The sequence below is a fragment of the Streptomyces daqingensis genome (assembly GCF_014645895.1).
GTDB classification, from domain to species: Bacteria; Actinomycetota; Actinomycetes; order Streptomycetales; family Streptomycetaceae; genus Streptomyces; species Streptomyces daqingensis.
The window spans coordinates 487,119-512,208 of the sequence record NZ_BMMP01000002.1; the positions used below are offsets into that span (position 1 = coordinate 487,119).

The 25,090-nt window shown below is 71.3% G+C and carries 23 protein-coding genes and 1 pseudogene; 4 read left to right on the forward strand and 20 right to left on the reverse strand.

Translation table 11 applies throughout. The annotated features are described in order from the left end of the window. Nucleotides 1-75: 75 nt before the first annotated feature. From IEY56_RS04535 to ggt, 5 genes are all read right to left on the reverse strand, one after another. Nucleotides 76-1,083: a TIGR03842 family LLM class F420-dependent oxidoreductase gene (locus IEY56_RS04535; RefSeq protein ID WP_189035727.1), complete on the reverse strand. Its 1,008-nt coding sequence runs from the start codon at nt 1,081-1,083 to the stop codon at nt 76-78. Between the two features lie 40 nt (nt 1,084-1,123). After that, nucleotides 1,124-2,530 carry a dihydropyrimidinase gene (gene hydA, locus IEY56_RS04540; protein ID WP_045865813.1) on the reverse strand — a complete coding sequence of 469 codons (1,407 nt, stop codon included), beginning with the start codon at nt 2,528-2,530 and terminating at the stop codon, nt 1,124-1,126. Next, a complete protein-coding gene (locus IEY56_RS04545) occupies nt 2,527-3,876 on the reverse strand; it encodes an aspartate aminotransferase family protein (protein WP_189035728.1) in 1,350 nt (449 codons plus the stop codon). Before IEY56_RS04545 ends, hydA begins: the two co-directional genes overlap by 4 nt. Then, nucleotides 3,876-4,718: a nitrilase-related carbon-nitrogen hydrolase gene (locus IEY56_RS04550; RefSeq protein ID WP_189035729.1), complete on the reverse strand. Its 843-nt coding sequence runs from the start codon at nt 4,716-4,718 to the stop codon at nt 3,876-3,878. Before IEY56_RS04550 ends, IEY56_RS04545 begins: the two co-directional genes overlap by 1 nt. Before the next feature lie 349 nt (nt 4,719-5,067). Then, on the reverse strand, nt 5,068-6,894 hold the full coding sequence (gene ggt / locus IEY56_RS04555) for a gamma-glutamyltransferase (protein WP_373292029.1): 1,827 nt from the start codon (nt 6,892-6,894) through the stop codon (nt 5,068-5,070). A 151-nt stretch (nt 6,895-7,045) separates the two neighbouring features. Here ggt and IEY56_RS04560 point away from each other — a divergent pair, with 151 nt between their 5' ends. Then, a complete protein-coding gene (locus IEY56_RS04560; RefSeq protein WP_189035730.1) occupies nt 7,046-7,777 on the forward strand; it encodes a hypothetical protein in 732 nt (243 codons plus the stop codon). Nucleotides 7,778-7,780: 3 nt separating this feature from the next. Here IEY56_RS04560 and IEY56_RS04565 read toward each other — a convergent pair whose 3' ends face one another. Next, complete coding sequence (locus tag IEY56_RS04565) at nt 7,781-8,221, reverse strand: DUF6278 family protein (protein WP_189035731.1); 441 nt, start codon at nt 8,219-8,221, stop codon at nt 7,781-7,783. A 290-nt stretch (nt 8,222-8,511) separates the two neighbouring features. On the opposite strand from IEY56_RS04565, the gene IEY56_RS04570 reads away from it, so the two are divergent. Next, nucleotides 8,512-10,317 carry an SGNH/GDSL hydrolase family protein gene (locus tag IEY56_RS04570; protein WP_189035732.1) on the forward strand — a complete coding sequence of 602 codons (1,806 nt, stop codon included), beginning with the start codon at nt 8,512-8,514 and terminating at the stop codon, nt 10,315-10,317. A 195-nt stretch (nt 10,318-10,512) separates the two neighbouring features. After that, nucleotides 10,513-10,768 (forward strand): annotated as a pseudogene (locus tag IEY56_RS04575) (alpha/beta fold hydrolase); the annotation flags it as partial. A 178-nt stretch (nt 10,769-10,946) separates the two neighbouring features. On the opposite strand, the gene IEY56_RS04580 reads toward IEY56_RS04575, so the two are convergent. The 11 genes from IEY56_RS04580 to IEY56_RS04630 form a co-directional block, all read right to left on the reverse strand. Next, on the reverse strand, nt 10,947-11,414 hold the full coding sequence (locus IEY56_RS04580; RefSeq protein WP_189035733.1) for a hypothetical protein: 468 nt from the start codon (nt 11,412-11,414) through the stop codon (nt 10,947-10,949). Nucleotides 11,415-11,742: 328 nt separating this feature from the next. Then, nucleotides 11,743-12,522: an exodeoxyribonuclease III gene (locus IEY56_RS04585; RefSeq protein ID WP_189035734.1), complete on the reverse strand. Its 780-nt coding sequence runs from the start codon at nt 12,520-12,522 to the stop codon at nt 11,743-11,745. Between the two features lie 10 nt (nt 12,523-12,532). Continuing rightward, nucleotides 12,533-13,171 carry an MBL fold metallo-hydrolase gene (locus tag IEY56_RS04590; RefSeq protein WP_189035735.1) on the reverse strand — a complete coding sequence of 213 codons (639 nt, stop codon included), beginning with the start codon at nt 13,169-13,171 and terminating at the stop codon, nt 12,533-12,535. Nucleotides 13,172-13,241: 70 nt separating this feature from the next. Further along, nucleotides 13,242-14,489: a bifunctional 3-oxoadipate enol-lactonase/4-carboxymuconolactone decarboxylase PcaDC gene (gene pcaDC, locus IEY56_RS04595; RefSeq protein ID WP_189035854.1), complete on the reverse strand. Its 1,248-nt coding sequence runs from the start codon at nt 14,487-14,489 to the stop codon at nt 13,242-13,244. An 81-nt stretch (nt 14,490-14,570) separates the two neighbouring features. Beyond that, on the reverse strand, nt 14,571-15,188 hold the full coding sequence (locus IEY56_RS04600; RefSeq protein WP_308424113.1) for a hypothetical protein: 618 nt from the start codon (nt 15,186-15,188) through the stop codon (nt 14,571-14,573). Then, complete coding sequence (locus IEY56_RS04605; protein ID WP_189035855.1) at nt 15,185-16,339, reverse strand: ROK family glucokinase; 1,155 nt, start codon at nt 16,337-16,339, stop codon at nt 15,185-15,187. The genes IEY56_RS04600 and IEY56_RS04605 overlap by 4 nt, the downstream gene beginning before the upstream one ends. A 166-nt stretch (nt 16,340-16,505) precedes the next feature. After that, entirely contained in the window at nt 16,506-17,378 is an 873-nt protein-coding gene (locus IEY56_RS04610; protein WP_189035736.1) for an ATP-binding cassette domain-containing protein, read from the reverse strand. Further along, nucleotides 17,375-18,469 (reverse strand): ABC transporter permease, encoded by a 1,095-nt coding sequence (locus IEY56_RS04615; protein WP_189035737.1) that lies wholly within the window; start codon nt 18,467-18,469, stop codon nt 17,375-17,377. The genes IEY56_RS04610 and IEY56_RS04615 overlap by 4 nt, the downstream gene beginning before the upstream one ends. Further along, a complete protein-coding gene (locus IEY56_RS04620) occupies nt 18,466-19,500 on the reverse strand; it encodes a sugar ABC transporter substrate-binding protein (protein WP_444544887.1) in 1,035 nt (344 codons plus the stop codon). Before IEY56_RS04620 ends, IEY56_RS04615 begins: the two co-directional genes overlap by 4 nt. Nucleotides 19,501-19,612: 112 nt before the next feature. Next, on the reverse strand, nt 19,613-20,623 hold the full coding sequence (locus IEY56_RS04625; RefSeq protein ID WP_189035738.1) for a sugar ABC transporter substrate-binding protein: 1,011 nt from the start codon (nt 20,621-20,623) through the stop codon (nt 19,613-19,615). A gap of 293 nt (nt 20,624-20,916) precedes the next feature. Next, nucleotides 20,917-21,675 (reverse strand): GntR family transcriptional regulator, encoded by a 759-nt coding sequence (locus IEY56_RS04630; RefSeq protein ID WP_189035739.1) that lies wholly within the window; start codon nt 21,673-21,675, stop codon nt 20,917-20,919. Between the two features lie 153 nt (nt 21,676-21,828). Between IEY56_RS04630 and IEY56_RS04635 the strand changes: the two genes are divergently transcribed. Then, nucleotides 21,829-22,833 (forward strand): Gfo/Idh/MocA family protein, encoded by a 1,005-nt coding sequence (locus IEY56_RS04635; protein ID WP_189035740.1) that lies wholly within the window; start codon nt 21,829-21,831, stop codon nt 22,831-22,833. Between the two features lie 129 nt (nt 22,834-22,962). Here IEY56_RS04635 and IEY56_RS04640 read toward each other — a convergent pair whose 3' ends face one another. From IEY56_RS04640 to IEY56_RS04650, 3 genes are all read right to left on the reverse strand, one after another. Next, nucleotides 22,963-23,394 (reverse strand): VOC family protein, encoded by a 432-nt coding sequence (locus IEY56_RS04640; protein WP_189035741.1) that lies wholly within the window; start codon nt 23,392-23,394, stop codon nt 22,963-22,965. Nucleotides 23,395-23,657: 263 nt separating this feature from the next. After that, the gene (locus IEY56_RS04645) at nt 23,658-24,437 is read right to left on the reverse strand and encodes a class I SAM-dependent methyltransferase (RefSeq protein ID WP_189035742.1); all 780 of its coding nucleotides are present in this window, start codon (nt 24,435-24,437) and stop codon (nt 23,658-23,660) included. 138 nt (nt 24,438-24,575) lie between these two features. Continuing rightward, entirely contained in the window at nt 24,576-25,013 is a 438-nt protein-coding gene (locus tag IEY56_RS04650) for a nuclear transport factor 2 family protein (protein WP_189035743.1), read from the reverse strand. Nucleotides 25,014-25,090 lie beyond the last annotated feature (77 nt).

Sequence of the window (25,090 nt, forward strand, 5' to 3'; positions counted from 1 at the left end):
CTGGGTCGGTCCAGTGGGTGTCGCGTGTCGTGCAGCGCTCCCGGTGCCCGGCACCGGGACCGGGTCCGGGTCCGGTCAGGAACCGGCGCCGAGTGCGGGGATGATCTCGCTCCCGTAGGCGTCGATGGTCGACTCCGTGGCATCGTGCATGGCGTACACCGCGAACTGGTCGACACCCAGTTCGCGGAGCTCCTTCAGCCGCTGCACGTGTGCCTCCGCCGGGCCCAGCAGGCAGAAGCGGTCGACGACCTCGTCGGGCACGAAGGCGGTGTCCGGGTTCCCGGCGCGGCCGTGGTGCGAGTAGTCGTAGCCCTGCCGGGCCTTGATGTAGTCGGTCAGCGCGGTGGGGACGAGGTCGGAGTTCTCTCCGTAGCGTTCGACGAGGTCGGCCACGTGGTTGCCGACCATGCCGCCGAACCAGCGGCACTGCTCCCGGGCGTGCGCGAGGTCGTCGCCGACGTAGGCGGGGGCGGCGACGCAGATCGTGACCTCGTCGGGGTCGCGTCCGGCCTCGACGGCGGCGACGCGCACCGCCTTGACCATGTACTCCGTCAGATACGGGTCGGCGAGCTGCAGGATGAAGCCGTCCGCCTCGCGGCCGGCCATGGCCAGCGCCTTCGGCCCGTAAGCCCCCATCCACACCGGCAGCTTGCTGTCGCGCACCCACGGCAGCTTCACGGGCGTGCCGTCGAGGACGGCCTCGCGCCCCTCGGCCAGGTCGCGGATGACGGACATCGCCTCGCTGAGGCGGGCTAGGGTGTTCGGCTTCCGCCCGGCCACGCGCATCGCCGAGTCGCCGCGTCCGATGCCGCAGACGGTGCGGTTGCCGTACATCTCGTTGAGCGTGGCGAACGTCGAGGCGGTGACCTCCCACGAGCGGGTGCCCGGGTTGGTCACCATGGGACCGACGATCAGCTTCTCGGTGTTCTCCAGCACGCGGCTGTGGATGACGTACGGCTCCTGCCAGAGCACCGCCGAGTCGAACGTCCACCCGTAGCGGAAGCCGTTGCGTTCGGCGCGGCGCATGAGGCCGACGGTCCGGGAGCCGGGCGGGTCAGTCTGCAGTACGAGTCCGAAGTCCATGCCAGAGTCCTTTCGGTGTTTTGTTGTCCGGCTGCCGTGCTCAGTCCAGGAGTTGGCACAGACCGCGGGGGGTGTACTGGCCGTGCCCGGCCCGTCCCGCGTACGTACGGCGGTCGATGACGGTCTCGCCGCGCGAGAGCACCGTCTCCACCTGCCCGGTGATCTGCTTGCCCTCGTACGCCGAGTAGTCGACGTTCATGTGGTGCGTCTCGGCGGACAGGGTCTGCCGGGCCTGCGGGTCGTAGATGACGACGTCGGCGTCCGAACCGGGCTGCAGGGTCCCCTTCTTGGGGTAGAGCCCGAACATGCGGGCCGGCGTGGCGCAGGCCAGCTCGATCCAGCGGCGCCGCGAGATGTGGCCGTCGAGGACCGCCTGGTGCAGCAGGTCCATGCGGTGCTCCACACCGGGCATGCCGTTTGGGATCTTCGAGAAGTCGCCCCGGCCCAGCTCCTTCTGGCCGACGAAGCAGAACGGGCAGTGGTCGGTCGAGACCACCTGCAGGTCGTCGGTGCGCAGGCCCCGCCACAGCGCCGCCTGGTGCTCCTTGGGCCGCAGCGGCGTGGAGCAGACGTACTTGGCGCCGCCGAAGTCCGGCTCCGCGAGGTTGTCCGTGGAGAGGAAGAGGTACTGCGGGCAGGTCTCCCCGAAGACGGGAAGGCCCTTGTCGCGCGCGGTCGCGAGCTCGGCGACGGCCTCCTCCGCGGACACGTGCACGACGTAGAGCGGCGAACCCGCCACGCGGGCCAGCTGGATGGCGCGGTGCGTGGCCTCGGCCTCCAGCAGCGCCTTGCGCACCTCGCCGTGGTAGCGGGGGTCGGTCCGGCCCGCGGCCAGGGCCTGTTCGACGAGGACGTCGATGGCGATGCCGTTCTCGGCGTGCATCATCGTCAGCGCCCCGTTGGAGGCGGTGCGCTGCATGGCGCGGAGGATCTGCCCGTCGTCGCTGTAGAAGACGCCCGGGTAGGCCATGAACATCTTGAAGGAGGTGATGCCCTCCTCCACCAGTATGTCCATCTCCTTGAGGGTGCCCTCGTTGACGTCGGAGAGGATCATGTGGAACGCGTAGTCGACGGAGCACTGGGCGTCGGCCTTCGCGTGCCAGCGGTCCAGCCCCTCGCGCAGGGCCTGGCCCTTGGTCTGCACGGCGAAGTCGACGATGGTGGTGGTGCCGCCCCAGGCCGCCGCCCGGGTGCCCGACGCGAAGTCGTCGGAGGAGAAGGTGCCTCCGAAGGGGAAGTCCATGTGGGTGTGCGCGTCGACGCCGCCGGGGACGACGTACTTGCCGGAGGCGTCGATGGTGCGTTCCGCGTTCCAGCTCTCGGCGACGGTGCTGCCGCTCGCTGCGACCGCGACGACGCGGCCGTCCTCGATCAGGATGTCGGCGTGCGTCTCGTCGGCTGCCGTGATCACGAGACCGCCGCGAACTGCCGTACGGGTGTGCGTCATTGCGGGTTCTTCCCCTCCAGCTGAGTGTCTGCCGTGCGCAACGCGTGCTCCAGGATCTCGGCGCCCTCCTCCGCCTCCGCGACGGTCAGCGTCAGCGGCGGCGCCACCCGCAGGACGCTGCTGGTGGAGTGGCCGCCCCCCTTGCCGATGAGCAGCCCTCTCTCGCGGGCCAGTTCCTGCACCAGCGAGGCCGCCTCCGGCCACGGCTCGTCGGTGCCGTGACGTACGAGCTCGACACCGGCCATCAGGCCCCTGCCGCGCACCTCGCGAACGATGCCCAGCCCGGCCGCCGCCGCCCGCAGCCGCTCCAGCAGCAGCCCGCCGACCCGGCGCGCGTTGCCCTGGAGGTCGTGCTCCAGCAGGTAGTTGAGGTTGGCGTTGCCGGCGGCCATGGTCACGGGGCTGCCGCCGAAGGTGGAGATCGAGTTGGCCGGGAGGCAGTTCATGACCTCGGCGCGGGCGACGACGCCGCCGATCGACATGCCGTTGCCGATGCCCTTGGCGAAGGTGAGGATGTCGGGCGGTCCCGCCTGCGCGTGCGCCTGCCAGCCCCAGAAGTGCTCGCCGGTGCGGCCCCAGCCCGTCTGCACCTCGTCGCTGATCCACAACACGCCGCGCTCGCGCAGCACTTCGCGGAAGGCGGCGAGAAGCCCGTCGGGGCCGGAGGTGAACCCGCCCACGCCCTGCACGGGTTCGGCGATCAGAGCGGCCACGTCGCCCCCGGCCTGTCCGAGCATGTCGGCCAGGTCCTCGGTGCAGGCGTCGACGAACGCCGCGTCGTCGAGCTCGGCGAACGGTCCCCGGGTCCGCACGCCGCCGTGCACGTACAGCGTCTGGAGCGGCGAGAGGGACGTCGGCGACCAGGACCGGTTCCCGGTGATGCCGATCGCCGAGAACGACCGCCCGTGGTAGCTGTTGCGCAGCGCCACGATCTGGTTCGAGCGGCGGTAGGTGGTGGCCAGCAGCAGGGCGGTGTCGTTGGCCTCCGTACCGGACGTGGTGAAGAAGACGCGGGCGTCCGGGATTCCGGACACCGCGGCGATGCGCTCCGCCAACTCCACCATGGGGCGGTCCAGATAGAGGCTGGAGGTGTGCAGGATGCGCTGCGCCTGCTCGCTGACGGCCTTGGTGACCTCGGGCAGCGCGTGCGCCGTCATGGTGGTGAGGATGCCGCCGAAGAAGTCGAGGTAGCGCTTGCCCTCGCTGTCCCAGACGTGCCGCCCCTCGCCGTGGGTGATCTCGATCGGCTCGTCGTAGTAGAGCGCGAGCCAGTCGGGCAGAACGGCGCGGTGGCGGTTGTGGAGCACCCTCGGCGAACCAGCCGGGTCGTGGTCCGCGGTGGTCATCAGGGCTGCACCAGCCCGTCGTAGGCGTCGGGGCGGCGGTCGCGGTAGAAGGCCCACTGCTCACGGACCTCGTCGATCATGCCGAAGTCCAGGTCGCGTACGACGAGTTCCTCTTCCTTGTCGCTCGCGACGTCCCCGACGAACTGGCCGCGCGGGTCGACGAAGTAGCTGGTGCCGTAGAAGTCGTTGTCGCCGTACTCCTCCTGGCCGACACGGTTGATGGCCGCGACGAAGTACTCGTTCGCCACCGCCGCCGCGGGCTGTTCGAGCTGCCAGAGGTAGGAGGACAGGCCGCGGTGGGTGGCCGACGGGTTGTAGACGAGGTGAGCCCCGGCAAGGCCGAGGGCGCGCCAGCCCTCCGGGAAGTGCCGGTCGTAGCAGATGTAGACGCCGACCTTGCCGACCGCGGTGTCGAAGACCGGCCAGCCCAGGTTCCCCGGCTTGAAGTAGAACTTCTCCCAGAAGCCCTTGACCTGGGGGATGTGGTGCTTGCGGTACTTGCCGAGGTAAGAGCCGTCGGCGTCGATGACGGCGGCGGTGTTGAAGTAGAAGCCCGACTGCTCCTTCTCGAAGACGGGCACCACGATCACCATGCCGGTCTCCCGGGCGAGATCCTGCATCCGCCGCACCGTCGGCCCGTCCGGCACGGACTCCGCCCACTTGTAGTGCTCGGCGTCCTGGACCTGGCAGAAGTACGGGGCGTTGAAGACCTCCTGGAAGCCGATCACCTTGGCCCCCTGCCGGGCGGCCTCCCGCGCGTGCTGCTCGTGCTTCGCGATCATCGACTCGGTGTCGCCGGTCCACGTCGCCTGTACGAGTGCGGCGCGCACAACATCGGTCATGAGCAGCTCCTTTGGGAGGGAGGTCAGGGCAATGCGACACGCGTAGATCCACGTGAGAATGTGACCGTAGGTCCCGTCACGCACGGTGGCAAGGGCATCGACGTTAGGTCGCCCGATCGATCTTGTTTCCGGTCCGTGTCAAGACCGCGTGGCCTGCGCGGCCGGGCCCGACGGCCCTCCGACGCCGGGCCGGCCGGTACCGCGTCCCGTCGCGCCGCGGCCCGCGATGCAGGCGCCGGCGGACGGGGTGGGCTACCGGTGCGTCGCGGGAGACCGGCGCCACGTACAGCTGCGCCGCGGGCGGTGTCCCGCCCGCGGCGCAGTCCAACTCTCGTCTCCAGACGCCCGGTTACTTCTTCGAGGGACGTACCACCATCGCCGAGCCGCCGCCGCGGCGCTCCTTCTCGGCCGCCGCGAGCCAGCGTCCGTCCGGCAGAGGCCGCACGGCCGTGGCCGCGCCCAGCTCCGGGACCTTCGTGAACGCGTGGCCCAGCTCCTCGAGTTCGGGCCGCACGTCGCTCCCGTAGAGCTTCGGCTCGATCTCGGTCTTCGCCGCGTTGCGCTGGCTCGCGCGCGGCGCGTTCAGCGCCTTGTCCAGCGGCATGCCGCGGTCCACGTGGTTGATCATGGTCTGCAGCACCGTCGTGATGATGGTCGCGCCGCCCGGTGAACCGAGGGCGAAGGCGGGCTTGCCCTCGTCCAGCACGATCGTCGGCGACATGGACGAGCGCGGCCGCTTGCCCGGGCCGGGCAGGTTCGGGTCGTGGACGTCCGGGTCGACCGGCTCGAACGAGAAGTCCGTCAGCTCGTTGTTGAGGAGGAAGCCCCGGCCGGGCACGGTGATGCCGCTGCCGCCGGTCTGCTCGATCGTCAGCGTGTAGGCGACGACGTTGCCCCACTTGTCGGCCGTCGTCAGGTGCGTGGTGCTCTCCCCCTCGTAGGGGGTGCGGGTGGCCTTGTCGCCGCTGCCGCAGTCGGACGGATCACGCGGATCGCCGGGCGCGACGGGGCTCTTGAGCACCTCGTCGTCCTTGATGAGGCAGGCGCGGGAGTCGGCGAACCGCTGGGAGAGCAGCTCCTTCGTCGGCACGTCCTCGGCCGCCGGGTCGCCGACCCAGCGCCCGCGGTCGGCGAACGCGACGCGGCTCGCCTCGATGTAGCGGTGCAGCAGCTCCTTCTTGCTGAGCTTGCCGAGGTCGCCGCCTTCGAGGATGTTCAGCGCCTCGCCCACGGTCGTACCGCCCGACGAGGAGGGCGCCATGCCGAAGACGTCGAGGCCGCGGTACTCGGTGCGGGACGGGGCCTGCTTCTTGACCTTGTAGGCCTTCAGGTCCTCCGCCGTGAGGTCACCGCTGCGGATCTTCTTCTTCGCGTCCTCGCCGACCGGCGGCTTCCGGACGGTGTCGACGATGTCCTCGGCGACCGGCCCCTCGTAGAGCGCGTCCGCGCCCTCGCGGCCCATCGTCTTGTAGGTGCGCGCCAGGTCCGGGTTGCGCATCGTCGAACCCACCTCGGGCAGCTCGCCGCCCGGCATGAACAGGTCGACGGTGTCCGGGAAGTTGCGGAAGCGTTCCTCGTTGTCGGCGGTCTGCTGACGGAACGTCTCGTCCACCTCGAAGCCCTTGCGGGCGAGCCGCTCCGCGGGCGAGAGGACGTCGCGCATCGACTTCGAGCCCCACTTGTCGAGGGCCTTCTCCCAGGTGGCGGGTGTGCCGGGGGTGCCGACGCTCAGTCCGCTGGTGACGACCTCGTCGAACGGCAGCGCCTCGCCGTCCTCCTGGAAGAGCTTCTCGTCCGCGCTCGCGGGGGCGGTCTCACGGCCGTCCAGCGTGCGCACCTTGCCGCTCTTCGCGTCGTAGGACACGAAGTAGCCGCCTCCGCCGACGCCCGCCGAGTACGGCTCGGTGACGCCGAGCGCCGCAGCGGTGGCGACGGCCGCGTCGACCGCGTTGCCGCCCTGCTTGAGCACCTTGATCCCGGCCGCCGAGGCGTCGGGGTCCACACTGGAGACGGCGCCGCCGTGGCCGACCGCAACGGACTCCTTCTTCGGTTGCGCCGAGCCGTCCTTCGTACCGGCTCCGGCGGGCGCGAGAACGGCACCCACTGTGCCGATGGCCGCCGTCGCGGTGATCAGGGCGAGCAGTCTGGCGGAACGGCGGTTGGTCATGCGCCGCATGGACACCTCCTGACGGGATTGGTCAGCGAAGAGTAGCCCCCGGACGTGTGCACGTCAGCATCGGTGCGGGCTTCGCCGCGACCCGTCCCTCCCCGGGGCCCTCGGGCATACCCGTACGACCGCGTAGCCGGCGGATGTACGCTGCCGCCCCATGACGGACAACCTCCGTGACATCGTGCTCGGTGTGCTGGCGGCCGGCGCCGTGGCGGCTCTGGGCTGGTTCGCCCGTACCTGGCTGTGGAGGCGCGAGCTCCGCCGCACCCAGCGCTTCTTCGGCCTGCCGAGCCACTCCGAGTGCGTGATGGTCGTCGACCGCGACCCGGCCGCGGGCGAATGGGCCGTCGGACGGAACGACGCCTTCGCCCTCCTGGAGCTGTCCGCCCTGATCAAGGAGTGCGGCGCGAGGGCCGACGTCGTACCGCACGACGCCACGCAGCAGGGCTTCGGGGAGCGCACGGAGTTCTGCGTCGGCGGGCCCACGTCGAACCGGCGCATGGCCGCGCATCTGCAGTCACTGCTGCCGGGCGCCGTCGTGGACGCGGAACGCGGCCCGGACCAGGCGGCCTTCACGATCGGCGGCGAGCGCCACCTGGTGGAGCGCGGCGTCCGCGAGCACGTGCTGCTCGCACGTCTCACCGCCGGGCAGGACGCGGACATCCGCCCCGTCTTCCTCTTCTGCGGCCAGCGTTCGATAACCCACCAGGCCGCCGCCCGCTACCTCGCCCGGAACCACCGGCGGCTGATGCGCAAGTACGGGACGCGCGGGGACTTCTGCCTGCTGCTGCGGGTGGTCAACTCCCAGGCGTACGGCCCGGACGTGGTCGAACTCGTCGCCGACGTCACCCGCGCGGCCACCAGCGCTCCCCCGCCGGCGTCCGCCTGAGACTCACCGCTCCGAGAACTCCGCGTAGAGCTGCGACAGCTCCGGCGTGCCCGTCTCCGCCCACGCGGCGCCCTCCTCCAGGACGTCCAGGCGGCGCCCCGAGGGCAGTTGCACGACCGGCTCACCGCCCGAGCCGAACCACCAGGCCGCGCCCGGCACCGTGCGGACGATGACGGTGCCCAGGTAGAGACCGGCGTCGCTGCCCAGCCACGGCGACACCTCCGGGTCCTCCCGCCAGCGGGGCAGCATCTGGTCCAGCTCCGCCAACGACTCGGCGGAGTCGTCGAGTTGCACTCCCTCGCGTCCCGCCAGTCCGCGCAGCAGCTCGCATTCCGAGAGCAGTTGCGCGACGCCCTCGGGGTCGCTGGACGCGGTGTCGGAGACGGGCGTGTCCGATGCCGCACCGTGCCTCTTACGCCAGTTGTCCAGGAAGGGGATGTTCATACGGATCAGGGTGGCATCCCCTGATGCGGGAGCACCACAGGCACGCTGTGCACGTGGAGGGGTACGGAAAAAACGCGGTGTGTCCGACTGGACACCTTGACGGCGCTTTGCCGTCTCTCTACCTTCACCGGGCCTGGGTCGAATCAAGGCGCGACGAAAGGGTGTTGAAGCCGGAAGCCACTGGGACGTGCCGTCAGGGTCGCCGCGGGTCCGCGGAGATCCGCGCGGCAGGGCCCGGACGCCAGAGAGGACCAGTCGGCGTGCGCAGACGTCTGTGGAGTGTCCCCCTCATGATCCTGACGAGCGTCGCGGGCCTCCCCGCGGTCGCCGTGGCAGAAGACCGCACCACGACCACCGAGCCGCTCCCCCTGGAGCGGCTCTTCGACAACCGGGCCGTCAGCGACGACGCGCACCCGGGTGAAGCCGACTTCGACGGAGCGGGCAACTCCCTCTCCGCGCAGGACCTGCACGCCGCCGGCTGGCAGCCGGGCCGCCGGCTCGACCTCGACTCCGCTTCGCTGCGGTGGCCCCGCACCTCTCCCGGCAGCCCCGACAACGTGCGCGCCGACGGGCAGCACGTACGGGTACGCGGATCGGGCAACGCCGTCTCCCTCCTGGTGGCGGGAACCTCGGCCGACGGGCGGCCGGGCGGTGGCGTGAAGGGCAGCGGCACCGTGCACTACTGGGACGGCACGAGCAGCCCGTACACCCTCACCGCCCCGGACTGGCGCGCGGGGCCGCTCGCCGAGAAGGCCGTCGCCCTGCCGCACGTCAACACCCGTGCAAGCGGGCAGCTCGCAGAGAAGGCCCGCCTCTACGCGGTGACGGTGCCCGCCGACCCCAGCCGGCAGATCCGCTCCGTGACGCTCCCCGACGACGCCGGCCCCCAGTCGGACCTGCACGTCTTCTCCGCTGCCGTGCGCCGCGAGGACTCCACGTGGACGGGGAGCTGGTCGGCGAGCAGCTCCGGCTACACCGCCCTCGGGCCGTGGCAGGACCAGACACTGCGGCTGGTGGTGCACAGCTCCGCCGGCGGGTCGCGGGCCCGCATCCGGCTGGCCAACACCTTCGCCTCGGCCCCGGTGGAGATCGGAAGCGCCTCCGTGGTCGTGCAGCGGGAGGGCGCCTCGGGACGCGGAAGGCCCGTGCCGCTGCGCTTCGACGGACGGGACGGCGTCGTGATGCCCGCCGGCGCGCAGGCGGTCAGCGACCCCGTGGGCTTCCGCGTGCCGCCCGGCGCCAACCTGCTCGTGAGCATCCACCTGCCCGGCCCCGTCGCCGCCGCGCCCGTGCACAGCGAGGCCATCCAGCGCTCGTACGTCAGCGGTGCGGGAAGCGGCGACCGTACGGGAGACGAGGAAGGCGCCGCGTTCACGGGGTCGTTGGAGGCGTGGCCGTTCCTGACGGGTGTGGACGTGCGGACGGGGTCTCCCCGCGCCGAAGGCGTAGGGGAAGGCCCCGGCTCCGTCGTGACCTTCGGCGACTCCATCACCGACGGTGTGCGCTCCACGCAGGACGCCAACCGGCGGTGGCCCGACGTCCTGTCGCAGCGGCTGCGCGCCCAGGACGACGTGCCCCGCTACGGCGTCCTCAACCAGGGCATCTCCGCCAACCGCGTCCTCTCCGACCGCTACCCGGGCGACGGGGTCAGCGACGACACCGGCGGTGTCAGCGCCCTGCACCGCCTGGAGCGCGACGTGCTGGCCCAGACGAACGCGCACACGGTGGTGGTCCTCGAAGGCATCAACGACGTGCGGTGGGGTGCCTCCGCCGAGGACGTCGTCGCCGGACTCAAGACGTTCGCGCAACGGGCACGCGAGCGCGGACTGCGCGTCGTCGGCGCGACACTGACGCCGTGTGAGGGCTACAAGGACTGCTCCCCGGAGGTCGAGGCCAGACGCAGCGCCGTCAACGAGTTCGTCCGCCACAACGGGGGCGTGTACGACGCCGTGCTGGACTTCGACGCCGTGGTGCGGGATCCGGCGCGGCCGCAGCGGATGCTGCCCGCGTACGACAGCGGCGACCATCTGCACCCGGGGGACGCCGGGTTGAAGGCGATGGCCGACTCGGTGGAGCTGAGGAAGCTGGTGCCGTAGCGCGCCCGGGGGGCGGTGGCCCGCCCCCGGGTCCGGCGAACACGGAAGGGCGGCGGACAGGTCCTGCACACCTGCCCGCCGCCCTTCCGCCGGCACCGTACGGGACGGCCCGCAGGGCCGCGGTACCGCGCCGGGGCGCTCGGCAGTCGCTGGCTGCTCTCTACTCCTCAACGTCTCACCGTCAGGGAGCAGAGTGTGCGCGACGCCGTCGTGACGCCCGGGGGCGACTGGATGCGCTGGGCCGAACTGCCGGGACGGGAGCCGCCGCGTGTCTACGTGCACGGGCTGGGGCGCCACCTCGCCCGCCTACTTCGCGGAGGTCGCGTCCCATCCGCTGCTGGCCGGCCGCCGCTCCCTGCTGATCGACCTGCTGGGTCTCGGCATCAGCGACCGTCCTGCCGGTTTCGACTACCGGCTGGAATCACACGCCGACGCCACCGCGACGCCCCTCACGGAGCGGGACAGCAACTGCACGGAGCAGGACCGGAGCTGACGGACGCGGCACGCACACCGCGTCCAGGCCGGGGTGCGCGCGGAGTCCGGCGTCGGCAGCGCAAGGCCGGCCGGGAAGCCCAGGAGACCGCGGAGCGGGGCGGCGCACAGGCACCGCCCCGCTCGTCACACGTTCCTCAGAAGGTGAACGGACCCGGGTCCTGCGGGGACGTCGCCTCGCAGTTCACCGTGATGGCCCCGAAGATGACCAGCTTCACCGACTTCGCCTCCATCACGTCGCCGGCGGCCACCGTGCCGTCCAGGGGACCGGAGTTGACGTCGTCGCCGGCCGACATGGCCGGGTTCGAGTTGCCCTTGAAGGTCGCGGTGTCGCTGCCGTTCTTCGTGAGGGTCAGCTCCGTCTCGACGGAGCCGGCCGCCACGTCGATCGGGGCCTTCACCGCGGACGACGAGAGCGTGATCGTCGCGGCCGTGCCGTCCTGTGTCGCGGTGAGCGTGGCGTCGCCAGAGCCGGCGCTGCCGCAGTCCGCCGTGACCGTGGCCGTGGTCGGGTCGACCGCCAGCGCGCCGGGCGCGAACGCCAGCGCGCATGCCGTCAGTGCTGCCGTGCCCAGTGCCGTTCCGAGAACTTTCCTGCGTCCCATGGGATCGCCTTCCAGGTCGTGGGGGAAAAGCCTGACCACCGCATCGGTGCGCCACGTCTGGCGCGCGTGAGCGTGTGGGGGGTGCGGTGCGTGCTGTGGCGACCGGGATGCGCACGATCCGCGGCAGGCGGCACCCCTGGGCGTCACGATGACAGCTCGTCAATTCACGCGTTGCTATTGATACGCGTGACGCGGAAGAGCGCAAGAGCGCCTGCCGCACATTTCAAGCCATCGCCGCACTCGCCCCCGGCGGGGAACCGGCCGCCGGCGCCGCCTCGCACGGCGCGCGGCCGCTCCCGGCGGAAGGGCGTACGGGCAGGCCGCCTAATCAGAGTTCCAGGTCGACCACGACGGGCGCGTGGTCGGAGGCGCCCTTCCCCTTGCGCTCCTCACGGTCCACGTAGGCGTCCTTCACCGCCGCCGCGAACGGCTCGTTGCCGTAGACCAGGTCGATGCGCATCCCCCTGTTCTTGGGGAAGCACAGCTGCCGGTAGTCCCAGTACGTGAAGGGGTGGTCGTACTTCAGCGGCCTGGGCACCACGTCGCTGAGGCCGGTGTCGCGCAGGGCCTTCAGCGCGGCGCGCTCGGGCTCCGTCACATGCGTCGAGCCCTCGAAGGCCGCGCGGTCGTAGACGTCCTCGTCGGCCGGCGCGATGTTGTAGTCGCCCAGTATCGCGTAGGGCAGCGACCCCGGGGCCTCCTTCAGCGCGGTACGGCGCAGGGCCTCCAGCCACTCCAGCTTGTAGGCGTAGTGCGGGTGCCCGACCTCGCGGCCGTTGGGCACGTAGACCGACCACACCCGCACGCCGCCGCAGGTCGCCGCCGCGGCACGGGACTCGTCCCCGCCGTCGAAGAGCGGACCCTCGGGCAGTCCGAGGACCGTGTCGCTCAGGCCCACCCGGGAGAGCACCGCGACGCCGTTCCACCTGCCGTCCCCGTTGACGAGGGCCTCGTAGCCCAGCCCCGAGATCTCCTCGGAGGGGAACGCCTCGGCGGAGCACTTCAGCTCCTGCAGGCACACCACGTCGGGGCGTGCGGACTCCAGCCAGGCGAGCAGCCTCGGCAGCCGGGCGCTGACGGAATTGACGTTCCAGGTGGCGATACGCATACGTGTGAATCTACCGCGCGACACCGACACTCTCGCCGGGGGTGAGCCTGCTGTGGCTGACGCCGCCCAGGTCCCCGATGAGCCGGTCGTACACGGGGCGGGCCCGGTCGGCGAGGAGGCCGTCGTGGACGTCGAAGGCCCTGCGGGGGGCGACCTCGCGCACGTAGTCGATGACTTCGGAGACCTTGCTCCACGGGGCGTGGACCGGCAGCAGCAGGGTGTCGACGGAGCGGCCCGGCACGGTCAGGGCGTCCCCGGGGTGGAAGAGCGAACCGTCCACGAGGTAGCCGGAGTTGGCGATGCGCGGGATGTCGGGGTGGATGACGGCGTGGAGCTGGCCGTGCACCTCGACCTCGAAGCCGGCCGCGTCGAACGCGTCCCCCTCGCCGACGATGTGCACTCGCCCGGGGAAGGTCGTGGAGATCCGGTCCGCGACTCCGCGGAGCGTCCAGATCCGGGCCGCCGGGTTGGCCTCCATGGCGGCCCGCAGCCGCCCCTCGTCGAAGTGGTCGGGGTGTTCGTGGGTGACGAGCAGTGCGTCGGCCCCGACCGCGGCGTCGTCCTCGCTGAAGCCGCCGGGGTCGATCACGAGGGCGCGCCCGTCCTTCTCGAGCCGTACGCAGGAGTGGCCCTTCTTGATCAGCTTCATGGGGCCATTGTGCCCGGGAGCCCCGTTCCGGGCCGCTCCGGACGGGGGCGGCGCGGAACGCGCGCGGACGTCAGTCCTCCGGCGTGGTCTCCTCGCGGATGATCCCCTGCGCGACGGCGAAGGCCGAGTTCGCGGCGGGAACACCGGCGTACACGGCGGTCTGGAGGAGAACCTCCTTGATCTCCTCCGGGGTCAGGCCGTTGCGCAGTGCGGCGCGGACGTGGAACGCCAGCTCGTCGAAGTGGCCCCGCGCGACGAGCGCCGTCAGCGTGACGACGGAACGGGTGCGGCGGTCCAGGCCCGGCCGGGTCCACACCTCGCCCCAGGCATAGCGGGTCGCGAAGTCCTGGAAGTCCTGCGTGAACGCGTCCGCGTTCTCCATCGCGCGGTCGACGTGGGCGTCGCCGAGCACCTCGCGGCGCACCTTCATGCCCGCGTCGTACGGATCGTTGCGGCCGGCGATCTGCGCCGCCGACTCCAGCTCCGCGATCGCCCCGACGGGACGCGTCGGCGTGGGGGTGATGACGGGGGCGGGCGCGGGCGGCCCGGCGGGCGACTCCTGCCAGCTGGTCGTGAAGTGCCTGATGAGCAGCTCCGTCACGGCCCCGGGCTGCTCGACGGGTGTCAGGTGGGAGGCGCCGGGCACTATCGCGAGGCGCGCGTCCGGGATGCCGGCGACCAGCGCGCGGGCGTCGGCGGGCGGTGTGGCCTGGTCCTCCGCTCCCGCCATCACCAGCGTCGGGACGCCGATGCGGCCCAGGTCCTGGCGGACGTCGAAGGCGGCGAGCACCTCGCAGGCGGCTATGTAGCAGCCGGGGTCGGTCGTGCGGACCATCTGCACGGCCCACTCGACGATCGCCGGCTGCGCGGCGACGAAGCCGGGTGTGAACCAGCGGTCCGGGGTGGAGCGAGCGATCGGGTCGAGCCCGTTCGTGCGGACGACGACGCCGCGCTGCCGCCAGGCGTCCGCCGTGCCGAAGCGCGACGAGGCGGAGACGAGGGCGAGGGAGGAGACCCGGTCCCGAGCCTGGAGGCCGAGCTGGATGCCGACAGCACCGCCTATCGAGCAGCCGACGTAACCGAAGCGGTTGATGCCGAGCGAGTCCAGAGTGGCGAGCAGGCGCTCCGCCAGTACCTTCGCGGAGTCGGCCGAGCGCGCGGGGGCGCCGCCGTGGCCGGGCAGGTCGAACCGCAGGACGCGCCAGTTGCGGGAGAGTTCGGGGATCTGCCGGTCCCACATGTGCCAGGTCGTGCCCAGTGCGGGCCCCAGCACGAGCACTGGTGCGTCGTCGGGGCCGTCGAGGCGGTGCTGCAACATAAGGGCGTTCTGCTCTTCGCTCACGTGTTCACGCTACCCAGGGGTCCCCGGAGCCCGGCCCCGGGGTCGTCGCTCCGTACATCAGAACTTCACGGTGGACACGACATACACACGGGGCCGGCTCTCGTATGTGCGGTCCACGGTGATCGACACCGTGGGGCGGCCCTGCTTCTGCCGGTATGTCGTGCCCGCCCAGTCGCGGTCCTCTCTGTTGAAGTCCCAGCCGATGTGGTCGGCGTGCTTCTCGCCGATCGTGACCTCGCCCTTCTTCAGGGCGGCGCGGTCGGTGCCCACGTCCTCGAGGAAGTCGTCCAGCCGCTTCTGCGACGTGCGGAACTGCACGTAAAGGGAGCTGGTCTTCCAGGAGTTGTCCTCGTAGAAGGCGTGGTGGCTGGACTGCGCGGGCAGCGGCACGTCGTAGACGTTGCGCTGGACCTTGCTCGGCCAGCCGTAGGTGAGGTTGGTGGCCGCGGCCTTGCGCTGCTTGTCCTCGCCGCTGTCGCGGCTCTGGAAGGCGGACCTGACCAGGTAGCCGCCGGGGACGGCGATGAGCAGCACGACGATGAGGAGCGTCAGCAGCCGGTGCCGCGGGCGGTGCGGCGGCCGCTGGGCGGAGCGTACGTGCGCGGGTGTGGCGTCCATGGGGGAATCGGCCTGGGAGTCGTCGTCCGTCGTGGATGTGGTGGACGTGGTGGTCACTGTCCCACCGCCCGGCGCAGGTTGTCGGCGGCGCGTTCGTAGCGCTCGTACCTCTCCAGGCGGCGCCTGTTGGCGCGGCGGAAGCGGCGGGCGACGAGGCGCGCCAGGTCGGCGGCCCCGACCATACCCGCCTCGGGGCCGAGCTGCGCCTTGGCGATGGTGGCCTCCGGCCGGTAGCCGCGGCCGGTGAGGTGGCGGCGGAAGGCGTCCCGCGCGGGATCGATGAGGAGTTCGTCGGCGGCGCTGACGCCTCCGCCGATGACGAAGCCGCCCGGGTCGAGCGCGGCGGCCAGGTTGGCGATGCCGACGCCCAGCCAGTGGCCGATGTCCTGCAGCAGCTCGGTGCACATGGCGTCGCCGCCGCGGGCCAGCTCGGTGATCAGCGGGCCGGTGATGTCGGCGATCTGGCCGTCGACGCGGTCGATGATGCCGTAGGCGACGGGCGACTCGGCCGCGGCGAGCTCCCGCGCCTCCCTCACCAGGGCGTTCCCGGAGCTGTACTGCTCCCAGCAGCCGCGGTTGCCGCAGGGGCAGCGGTGGCCGCCCGGCACCACCTGCATGTGGCCGAACTCGCCGGCCACGCCGTACTTGCCGCGCTTGACCCCGCCGTCCTCCAGGATGGCGCCCCCGATGCCCGTGCCGAGCGTGATCATCACGAGGTGGTCCTCGCCGCGGCCGGCGCCGAAGCGCCATTCGCCCCACGCGGCGGTGTTGGCGTCGTTGTCCACCATGACCGGCACCGCGAGACGGGCGGTGAGGGCGTCCTTGAGGGGCTCGTCCCGCCACGCGAGGTGCGGTGCGAACAGGACGCGGGAGCGGTCGGCGTCGACCCAGCCGGCGGCGCCGATGCCCACGGCGTGCACGTCGTGCCGGTCGGAGAGGTCGAGCACGAGCTCGGCGATGGTGTCCTCGACGACCTTGGGGCTCTTGGACTTCTCCGGAGTCTCGGTGCGCACCTGCTCCAGGATGTTGCCGTCGGCGTCGACCACGCCCGCCATCACCTTCGTCCCGCCGATGTCGATACCTACCGTGGGTACCCGGGGGGCGGAGAGGTGAGAGCGCCGTTCCCGGGTGCTGACGGTCCGCAGCACGCTGGCACTGGGTGCGGTGCGCCTGTAGACACGGTCCCGGTCCGCCCGTTCTCGGTACATGCTCACGGCGCGGCCTTTCGTGTTCGCACGGTGCTGACTGCTCGGTCACGGGTGGACGCTCCCCCGCCCACGTGGCCGATTCTGCCTTACCGCGAGGCCCCGCCGCACAGTCGCACCGTGCGGCCCCGCGCAGGCCGGAACCGAAGCCCGCGCGGTGCCGCACGCCTCACTCCAGGTGCTGCGGTACGGGGGCGCGCTCCAGCTCGTGGGAGAGCTGCTCCAGCTCGCTGCCGCCGGACATCTGGCGCGTCAGCTCGTCCAGGGCCAGCTCCTCCTTGCGGTGGCTGCCGGCCATGGCGCCCCGCTTGAGCAGCACGAAACGGTCCCCGACGAGGTACGCGTGGTGCGGGTTGTGCGTGATGAGGACGACACCGAGGCCCGCGTCACGCGCGGCCGCGACGTATTTCAGTACGACACCCGACTGCTTGACGCCGAGCGCGGCCGTCGGCTCGTCCAGCACCAGCACCTTCGCGCCGAAGTACACGGCGCGGGCGATGGCGACGCACTGCCGCTCGCCGCCGGAGAGGGTGCCGATGGGCTGGTCGACATCGCGCAGGTCGATGCCCATGCGCAGCAGCTCGCTGTGTGTGGTGCGGCGCATACGGTCCACGTCGAGCCGGGAGAAGGGGCCGCGGCCCTTGACCGGCTCGGAGCCGAGGAAGAAATTGCGCCACACGGGCATCAGCGGGACGACGGCGAGGTCCTGGTAGACGGTCGCGATACCGCGGTCCAGGGCTTCACGCGGGGAGCCGAGCCGGGTCTCCTCGCCGTTGATGCGGAAGCTGCCGGAGTCGTGCTGGTGCAGCCCGGCGATGATCTTGATGAGCGTGGACTTGCCCGCGCCGTTGTCGCCGAGCACGCAGGTGATGCGGCCGGCGTGCACGGGCAGGGAGACGCCCTCCAGGGCGCGGATGTTGCCGTACAGCTTGCTGACGTCCGACAGCTCGACCAGAGGGGTGCCTTCCGCCGCTGCGGCGTCCTGCACGGCCCCGCCGACCTGCTCCTCCGTGTCCTTGCCTGTGGTCTTCTCCGCGGTCATCGGTTGGCCTCCGCCCGCTTGCGTATGTACGCGTTCAGCAGGGTCGCGATCAAGAGCATCGCCCCCAGGAAGAACTTGAACCAGTCGGGCTCCCACTGGGCGTAGACGATGCCCTTGCTCGTCATGCCGAAGATGAGCGCTCCGACCGCCGCGCCGACCGCCGAGCCGTAGCCGCCGGTGAGGAGGCAGCCGCCGATGACGGCGGCGGCGATGTAGATCAGCTCGTTGCCGACGCCCTCGCCGGACTGGACGACGTCGTAGTTGAACAGCAGGTGCTGCCCCGAGATCCACGCGCCCAGCGCGACTCCGAGGTAGAGGCAGATCTTCGTACGGGCGACGGGAACGCCGACCGCCCGCGCGGTGTCCTGCCCGCCGCCCACGGCGAAGATCCAGTTGCCGGCACGGGTGCGGAGCAGGATCCAGGTGGCGACGGCCACCAGGGCGAGCCACCACACGACGGTGACCTGGATCTGGACGGACCCGACCGACAGCTCCGAGGCGAAAAGCGCCTGGGCGGAGGCGAAGCCCTCCATGTCGCCGATGCCCTTGGTGGAGACGGTGCCGCTGATGAGCTTCGTCAGGCCCAGGTTGAGCCCGGTGAGCATCAGGAACGTGCCGAGAGTGATGATGAAGCTCGGCAGCTTCGTCCGCACCAGCAGGTAGCCGTTGAAGAAGCCGATGCCGAGCGTGAGCAGCAGCGACACCCCGACGCCGACCCACACGTTGGCCGTCATCTGGTAGCTGAACATCGACGAGATCAGGGACGAGGACGTGACCATCACGCCCGTCGACAGGTCGAACTCGCCGCCGATCATCAGCAGCGCCACGGGCACCGCCATGATCCCGATGGTGGAGGAGGCGTAGAGGACCGTGGAGAGGCTGGAGGCCCGCAGGAAGCTCTCGGCTGCGAACGAGAAGAAGACGAAGACAGCCACCGCGCCCACTACGGCGCCGAGTTCGGGCCGCCCCATCAGCCGGCTCAGCAGCGAGCGGTGCACCAGGCGTTCGTCGGTCCTGTCCTTCTCCGGTGCCTCGGACGGCGCCGTGCCGGCGGGCTCCGGTGTGGGTGTCGGAGTGGGTGTAGCCGTCATCGCGTTCCCCGCTTCGTGTACTTCTGCAAGGTCGGTGCGTCCTTCTTCGTGAGGATCTGCGGGCCGGTCAGCACGGGCTTGCCGCCGCCCAGCATGTCGGCGTTGTAGCGGTGCAGCCACAGCAGGTCGACGGCCTCGTAGCCCTGGAGGTAGGGCTGCTGGTCCACGGCGAAGCCGAGTGAGCCGTCCTTGAGGCCTGTGACCACCTGGTCGTTGAGGTCGAAGGTGTCGATCTCCGCCTTGCTGCCCGCCCCCTCGGCGGCCTTCACGGCGGTGGGGGCGAAGGGCGCGCCCAGCGTCACGACGGAGTCGATCCCGCCGTCGGACTGGAGTTCGGCCTCCAGCGACGACTCGACCGAGGGCATGTTCGTCCCGTCGACGTGCAGGTTGCGCACCTTGCCGTCGAAGGTCTCGCGGATGCCGCGGCAGCGCTCTTCGTGCCCGACGTTGCCCTGCTCGTGCAGGACACAGACGGCCTTCTTGCGCCCGCGGTCGTTCAGCTCCCTGCCGACGGCCTCGCCGGCCAGCACCTCGTCCTGCCCGATATGGGCGAGCGCGCCGAACTTGCGGGACTCGTCCTGGCCGGAGTTGACGGTGACGACGGGAATGCCGGCCTTGGCGGCCTTCTTCAGCACGCCCTTCATCGCGTCGGGCTTGGCGAGGGAGACGATCAGCCCGTCGACCTTCTTGTCGACGGCCGACTGCACGAGCTGCGCCTGCCGCCCCGCCTCGTCGTCGTGGGAGTAGAGGAACTCGATGTTGTCCTTGCGGGCCGCGTCCTCTGCTCCGCTCTGCACGATGTCCCAGAAGGTGTCGCCCTCCCCGGAGTGGCTCACCATCGCGATCTTCCAGCGGGGCGTACCGACGGCGGCCTCGCCTCCGACGGCGGCGTTGCGTTCCTCCTCGGCCCGCTTGCCGCCGGTGCTGCTGCACCCCGCGAGCGGGATCGCCGCCGCGAGGAGCCCCGCGACGGCGGCCCGCCCGGCGCGCGCTCCTGCTCGCTTGCCGCGGAACCTCTCCAGCCTGGACACGTGCTGCTGACCTCTCGGTACGGGTGGCGCTGTTCTTCCTGGTCGCCGCGGCGGCAGCCGTCACCGGCGCGGACCCCCGCGCCAGTATCCGCACTCCCCCCGCGGCGTCCTGTCACCGGGTGCCGCGCTCGGTGTACTTCTCCAGCCTCGGCACGTCCTTCTCCGTGACGATCTGCGGACCGGTCAGCACGGGCTTGCCGCCGCCCAGCTCGTTGGCGTTGTACGCGTGCAGCCACAGGGCGTCGACGGCCTCGTAGCCCTGGAGGTAGGGCTGCTGATCCACGGCGAAGCCGAAGCTCTTGTCCTTCAGGCCCTTCACGACCTGCGCGTTGAGGTCGAAGGTGTCGATCTCCGCGTCGCTGCCGGCCTTCTCCTTCGCCTTCGCGGACGTCGCCGCGAACGGGGCGCCGAGGGTGAGGACGGTGTCGATGTCCGAGTCGGACTGCAGCTTGGCCTCGACGGAGGACTGCACGTCCGGCATGTTCGTGCCGTCGACGTTCAGCGTCGACATGTCCCCGTCGAAGGTCTTCTTCGCACCCGCGCAGCGGTCCTCGAGGGAGACGTTGCCCTGCTCGTGGATGACGCACAGGGCCTTCTTGCGGTCCCGTTTGTTCAGCTCGTCGCCGACGGCCTCACCGGCGATCGACTCGTCCTGCCCGATGTGCGAGAGCGCGCCCATCTCCTTGGAGAACTCGCCGCCGGAGTTGATCGTGATGACCGGGATGCCGGCCTTGGCGGCCTTCTTCAGCACGCCCTTCATCGCATCGGGCTTGGCGAGCGTGACGATCAGCCCGTCGACCTTCTTGTCGACGGCCGACTGCACGAGCTGCGCCTGCCGCCCCGCCTCGTCGTCGTGCGAGTAGTCGAACTGGACGTTGTCCTTGCGGGCCGCGTCCTTCGCTCCGCTCTGCACGATGTCCCAGAAGGTGTCGCCCTCCCCGGAGTGGCTCACCATCGCGATAGTCATCCGGGGGGTGTTGACGCCTTTGCCGCCGCCGGCCCCGTTCGCCTTCTCCTCGGAGCCCTTGCCGCCGGAACTGCTGCAGCCGGCGGCCAGGAGCGCCGCGCTCGTCAGGGCTATCGCCACCGTTGTTGCTCTACGTGCTCTACGCCGAAGGACCATGAGCGGAGTTCTAGCCGTGGTCGGAGCAGGGCGTCAATACTTTGTCCGAACATTCTCCACGACAGTTTGTCCGAACAAACTCGGCGAGGCCTGCGGCGGAACACGGGACGGAGCCCCCGCACGGAACCGGGCGCGGACAGGAAGCGGACCTCACGCGGACGGGACGCGGGTGAGGGTGCGGGCGGGAGGCGCCTGCGCGCGCCTGAGAGGGCGCGGTCGCGGCCCGGCCGGACGCAGGCGGGCGCGGAACCGGCCGCTCCGGCCAGGGACCGCCGACGGTCACGACCGGACGGTCACGACCGGACGAGGAGCTGGAACTCGAAGGCGTAGCGCGAGGCCCGGTACAGGTGCGAGGCGTACTCCACGGGCCGCCCGGTGTCGTCGAACGTGGTGCGCTCCATGGTCAGCAGCGGCGCACCGGCCTCCTCCCCCAGCAGCTTCGCCTCCTCGGCGGTGGCGACGCGCGCCCCCACCGACTGCCGCGCGCTGTGCAGGGTGATGCCGGCACCGCGCATGAGCCGGTAGAGCCCCGTGGACTCCAGCTCCGCACGGGTGTCCCCGGGCAGCAGGTCGCTGGGGAGGTGGTTGCACAGGTAGGCCATGGGCTCGCCGTGCGTCAGCCGCAGCCGCTCCACCCGGCGCACGTCGCCGCCTTCGGGGACGGCCAGCGCGGCGGCGACCTCGGGACCCGCCGCCTCCGTCTCGTAGTGCAGCACCTGCGTCGCCGGCCGCTGCCCGGCGGCCTCCAGGTCGTCGTAGAGGCTGCTCAGTTCCAGCGGGCGGCGCACCTGGCTGTGCACGACCTGGGTGCCGATGCCGCGCCTCCGCACGAGCAGGCCCTTGTCGACGAGCGACTGGATCGCCTGACGCACCGTGGGCCGGGACAGCCCCAGCCGCCCCGCCAGCTCGATCTCGTTGCCGAGGAGGCTTCCGGGGGAGAGCCGGCCGCGTTCGATGGCGGCTTCCAGTTGCTGGGCGAGCTGGAAGTACAGAGGGACCGGGCTGGCGCGGTCGACGCTGAACTCGAGGTCGACGGGATCATTCTTGGCCACGGGTGGAGCGTAGTGCGCGGGGCGGCCCACCGGAAGGCGTAAGTCTGGTTGTCCGGACAAAGCGCACAGCTACTCCATGGCCGTCCTGTACGGCGCTGCAATTGTCAGGACAAAGTGTTGACAGCACTTGAGCGCACCGGCGAACGTGTCCCCATGCGCATCGGACTCATCGGCACCGGCCGTATCGGCACCTTCCACGCCCGCACCCTCACCGCGGCCCCCGGAGTGACGGAGGTACTCCTCACCGACGCGGACGCCGCCCGCGCCGCCGAGGTGGCGGCCGAACTCGGCGCGACGTCCGTGCCGTCCCCCACCGAGCTCCTGCTGACCCACGGCGTCGACGCCGTCGTCATCGCCTCCGCGACCGCCTCGCACGCGGGGCTCATCCGCGAGGCCGCGGAGCACGGCCTGCCCGTCTTCTGCGAGAAGCCCATCGCCCTCGACCTGCCCGGCACGATGGAGGCGCTGCGGACCGTCGAGGAGGCGGGGAGCCTCCTGCAGATCGGCTTCATGCGCCGCTTCGACGCCGGCTACGCCGCCGCGCGCGAGGCCGTGCGCTCGGGCAGCCTCGGGAGGCTGCACACGGTGCGCGCCATGACCTCCGACCCGGCCCCGCCCCCGGCCGCCTACCTGCCGCTCTCCGGCGGCCTGTACCGGGACTGCCTGGTCCACGACTTCGACGTGCTGCGGTGGGTCACCGGGCGCGAGGTCGTCTCCGTGTACGCGGCGGGCTCCGACGCCGGCCCCTCGATGTTCCGTGATGCCGACGACGTCGACACCGCCGCCGCCGTCCTCACCCTGGACGACGGCACGCTGTGCACGGCGACCGCGACCCGCGTCAACGGGGCGGGCTACGACGTGCGCATGGAACTCGCGGGCGAGAAGGACCAGGTGGCCGTCGGGCTCGACGCCCGCACGCCCCTCACCTCCCTCGAGCCGGCGGCGGGCAGCTCCCGGGGCACCCCCTGGCCGGGCTTCCTGGAGCGGTTCGCACCCGCCTACGAGGCCGAACTGACCGCGTTCGTCAAGGCCGTTCGGGGCGAGGCGCCCAACCCCTGCGACGGCTACGAGGCGCTGGCCGCGCTGCGCGTCGCGGAGGCGTGCGAGCGCTCGCGGCGCGAGGGGCGTCCCGTGGCGATGTCGGAGTTCGCCAGCTGAGGCACGGCGGCAGCGCCCAACGGGCCGCCTCTCGCCGCGAGTTGGGCTGCACGCGGCCCCCGCCCGTGACGGACCGCCGCCCGGCCGCCGGTCCGGTGAACGGATCGGCGGACAGCGGGCGACGGTCCCTCAGGGGCGGACGTACGGACGGGTCATGATCTCCATGTTGTGACCGTCCGGATCGTCGAAGTACGCGCCCCGGCCCCCGAACAGGTCGTTGACACGGCCGGGTTCGGTGTGGCCGGGGTCGGCGTAGTAGGTGGTACGGGACGCCTCCAGGCGGGCGATCATCGAGTCGAACTGCTCGTCTGGCACGAGGAACGCGTAATGCTGCGGCTGGACCGGCTCGTCCCTCTTCTCGTAGTAGTCGAGGGTCACGCCGTTACCGAGGTCCACGGGGAGGAACGGCCCGAACGGGGCGCCGACCTCCAGGCCGAGGACACCGGCGATGAACTCCGCGGACAGACGCCGGTCCCGGGCGTAGACGGCCGTGTGGTCGAGCTGGACCGCGGTCGTGTGCGGACCGGGTTCGCGGTGCGGTTGCTGCTGATCGTCGGGCATGCGTGTGTCTCCAGGTCCTGAGCGCGATGGAAAGGCACTCCGCCGGTGTCTGCGGACGGGGTGCGGGGAGGCAGGACGCGGAGACCGGCGGGCCTCTCGCCCGCCTCGCACTCACGGCGAGGCCGGGAGCCCCACTCGTGCTTGGCGCATGGCCGACCCGGCAGTCACCCGGTCAACGTAGCCCGCCTCGCAGGCCGGGACAACGCCGTTTCGGCCACGGCGCCGCAAGCCGGTCGGGCCCCTGATCACACGGACCCAGGAACTCACCGGCCGCCCGCCCGCGCGAGCAGATGGAGGATCCTCGCCGTGTGCGGGTAGGGGTGGCGGTCGGTCAGCGCCAGCTCCAGGGCCTCCAGTGCGGCGTAGAACTCCGGTTCGTGCTTCCGGGCGTCGTCGACGATGTGGTCCTGGACGGTGCGGATCCCGCGGTGCTCGATGTCCTCGCAGCCCAACTCGGCCAGCAGCGGCGTCAGTTCCTCCGCCGTGTAGAGGGTCAGTTCGGCGTCGAAGGTGTGCCCCGGTGCCGTGCGCTCGCCGAGCGCGGCGAGCGCCGCCGCCGGGTCGAGACCGCGTACGGCCAGGCCCAGCGGCACGGAGTGGCGGTTGATCGCCATGACGGACACGGCACCGCGGGCGCGTACGAGGCCCGTCGCCGTGCGCAGCGCGGGCCGCGGATCGTCCTGGTACTGCAGGAGGTTGTGGCACAGGACGGCGTCGTAGCGGACGGCGGTCACCTCGGCCGGGAGGTCGAAGACGTCCGCTTCGACGGTGACCAGCCGCTCCTCCAGGCCGGCTTCGCGTGCACGCTCGCGAGCTGCGGCGAGCATGCCGGGCGAGAAGTCGACGACCGTCACCCGGTGGCCGAGCGCCGCGAGGCGCAGGGCGTCGCCGCCGTCGGCGCCGGCCAGGTCGAGCACCCTGAGCGGGCCGTCGCCGAGCGGCGCGAGCCACCGCCGGAGGTTGTACTCCGCGACGCTGTAACGGAGCCGGCCCCAGGGGCTCCGCTGCCACTCCCGCCAGGAGTCGAGAGCTTCGTCGAACATGTCCTCAACCTTCCGGTGAGTCGGTCCGTCCGGTCAGTCCGGTCAGTCCGGTCAGTCCGGTCAGTCCGGTCAGTTTGGTCAGTCCGGTCAGTCCGGTCGGTCCGGACCGTGTGTCGCCCCACCGGCCCGACGCGCGCCTCACGCCTGCTCGGCCCCGGTCCCGGGGACCTGTCCGTCCGCGACGAGCCCTGCGAGGACCGCCTCGCCCAGTGTCCGCACGGCGGACTGGGGGCGGACCATGACGGTGATCTCCCTGATCCGCTCGTCCTGGCCAAGGTGGAGCAGGTCGATGCCGTGGATCTGCCGTCCGTTCACCGTCGCACGGAAGACAAGGGCCGCCGACGGAGTCTCGACGCCGTCCGAGGCCGTCTCCGACGCTCCGTCCAGTGCGCCGATGTAGCGGAAATCCTCGAAGGTGCGCAGGAGGACGCCGAAGAGGCCCAGCACGGCGGTCCGGCCCGCGAACGGTTCGAACTTGACCGGGCTGTAGAGCCGGACGTCCTCGGTGAACAGACCTTCCAGCGCGGCGAGATCGCGGTTGTCGACGGCGGCGCGGAATCGGTTCGCTGCGGCCATGGGGGCACTCCCTCGTCGTCCGGCGACAGGTCCCGGATGCGGCGGCCCTGCTCGCGTCATACTCAAGAATATGAATA

Coding starts and splice junctions, on each gene's coding strand:
- IEY56_RS04650 (WP_189035743.1), bottom strand. CDS start 25,013: ATGGCCGCAGCGAACCGATTCCGCGCCGCCGTCGACAACCGCGATCTC.
- IEY56_RS04585 (WP_189035734.1), bottom strand. CDS start 12,522: ATGCGTATCGCCACCTGGAACGTCAATTCCGTCAGCGCCCGGCTGCCG.
- ggt (WP_373292029.1), bottom strand. CDS start 6,894: ATGCGGCGCATGACCAACCGCCGTTCCGCCAGACTGCTCGCCCTGATC.
- IEY56_RS04625 (WP_189035738.1), bottom strand. CDS start 20,623: ATGGTCCTTCGGCGTAGAGCACGTAGAGCAACAACGGTGGCGATAGCC.
- IEY56_RS04590 (WP_189035735.1), bottom strand. CDS start 13,171: ATGAAGCTGATCAAGAAGGGCCACTCCTGCGTACGGCTCGAGAAGGAC.
- IEY56_RS04615 (WP_189035737.1), bottom strand. CDS start 18,469: ATGACGGCTACACCCACTCCGACACCCACACCGGAGCCCGCCGGCACG.
- IEY56_RS04545 (WP_189035728.1), bottom strand. CDS start 3,876: ATGACCACCGCGGACCACGACCCGGCTGGTTCGCCGAGGGTGCTCCAC.
- IEY56_RS04605 (WP_189035855.1), bottom strand. CDS start 16,339: ATGTACCGAGAACGGGCGGACCGGGACCGTGTCTACAGGCGCACCGCA.
- IEY56_RS04635 (WP_189035740.1), top strand. CDS start 21,829: ATGCGCATCGGACTCATCGGCACCGGCCGTATCGGCACCTTCCACGCC.
- IEY56_RS04580 (WP_189035733.1), bottom strand. CDS start 11,414: ATGGGACGCAGGAAAGTTCTCGGAACGGCACTGGGCACGGCAGCACTG.
- IEY56_RS04640 (WP_189035741.1), bottom strand. CDS start 23,394: ATGCCCGACGATCAGCAGCAACCGCACCGCGAACCCGGTCCGCACACG.
- hydA (WP_045865813.1), bottom strand. CDS start 2,530: ATGACGCACACCCGTACGGCAGTTCGCGGCGGTCTCGTGATCACGGCA.
- IEY56_RS04560 (WP_189035730.1), top strand. CDS start 7,046: ATGACGGACAACCTCCGTGACATCGTGCTCGGTGTGCTGGCGGCCGGC.
- IEY56_RS04565 (WP_189035731.1), bottom strand. CDS start 8,221: ATGAACATCCCCTTCCTGGACAACTGGCGTAAGAGGCACGGTGCGGCA.
- IEY56_RS04535 (WP_189035727.1), bottom strand. CDS start 1,083: ATGGACTTCGGACTCGTACTGCAGACTGACCCGCCCGGCTCCCGGACC.
- pcaDC (WP_189035854.1), bottom strand. CDS start 14,489: ATGTTGCAGCACCGCCTCGACGGCCCCGACGACGCACCAGTGCTCGTG.
- IEY56_RS04550 (WP_189035729.1), bottom strand. CDS start 4,718: ATGACCGATGTTGTGCGCGCCGCACTCGTACAGGCGACGTGGACCGGC.
- IEY56_RS04645 (WP_189035742.1), bottom strand. CDS start 24,437: ATGTTCGACGAAGCTCTCGACTCCTGGCGGGAGTGGCAGCGGAGCCCC.
- IEY56_RS04570 (WP_189035732.1), top strand. CDS start 8,512: ATGATCCTGACGAGCGTCGCGGGCCTCCCCGCGGTCGCCGTGGCAGAA.
- IEY56_RS04610 (WP_189035736.1), bottom strand. CDS start 17,378: ATGACCGCGGAGAAGACCACAGGCAAGGACACGGAGGAGCAGGTCGGC.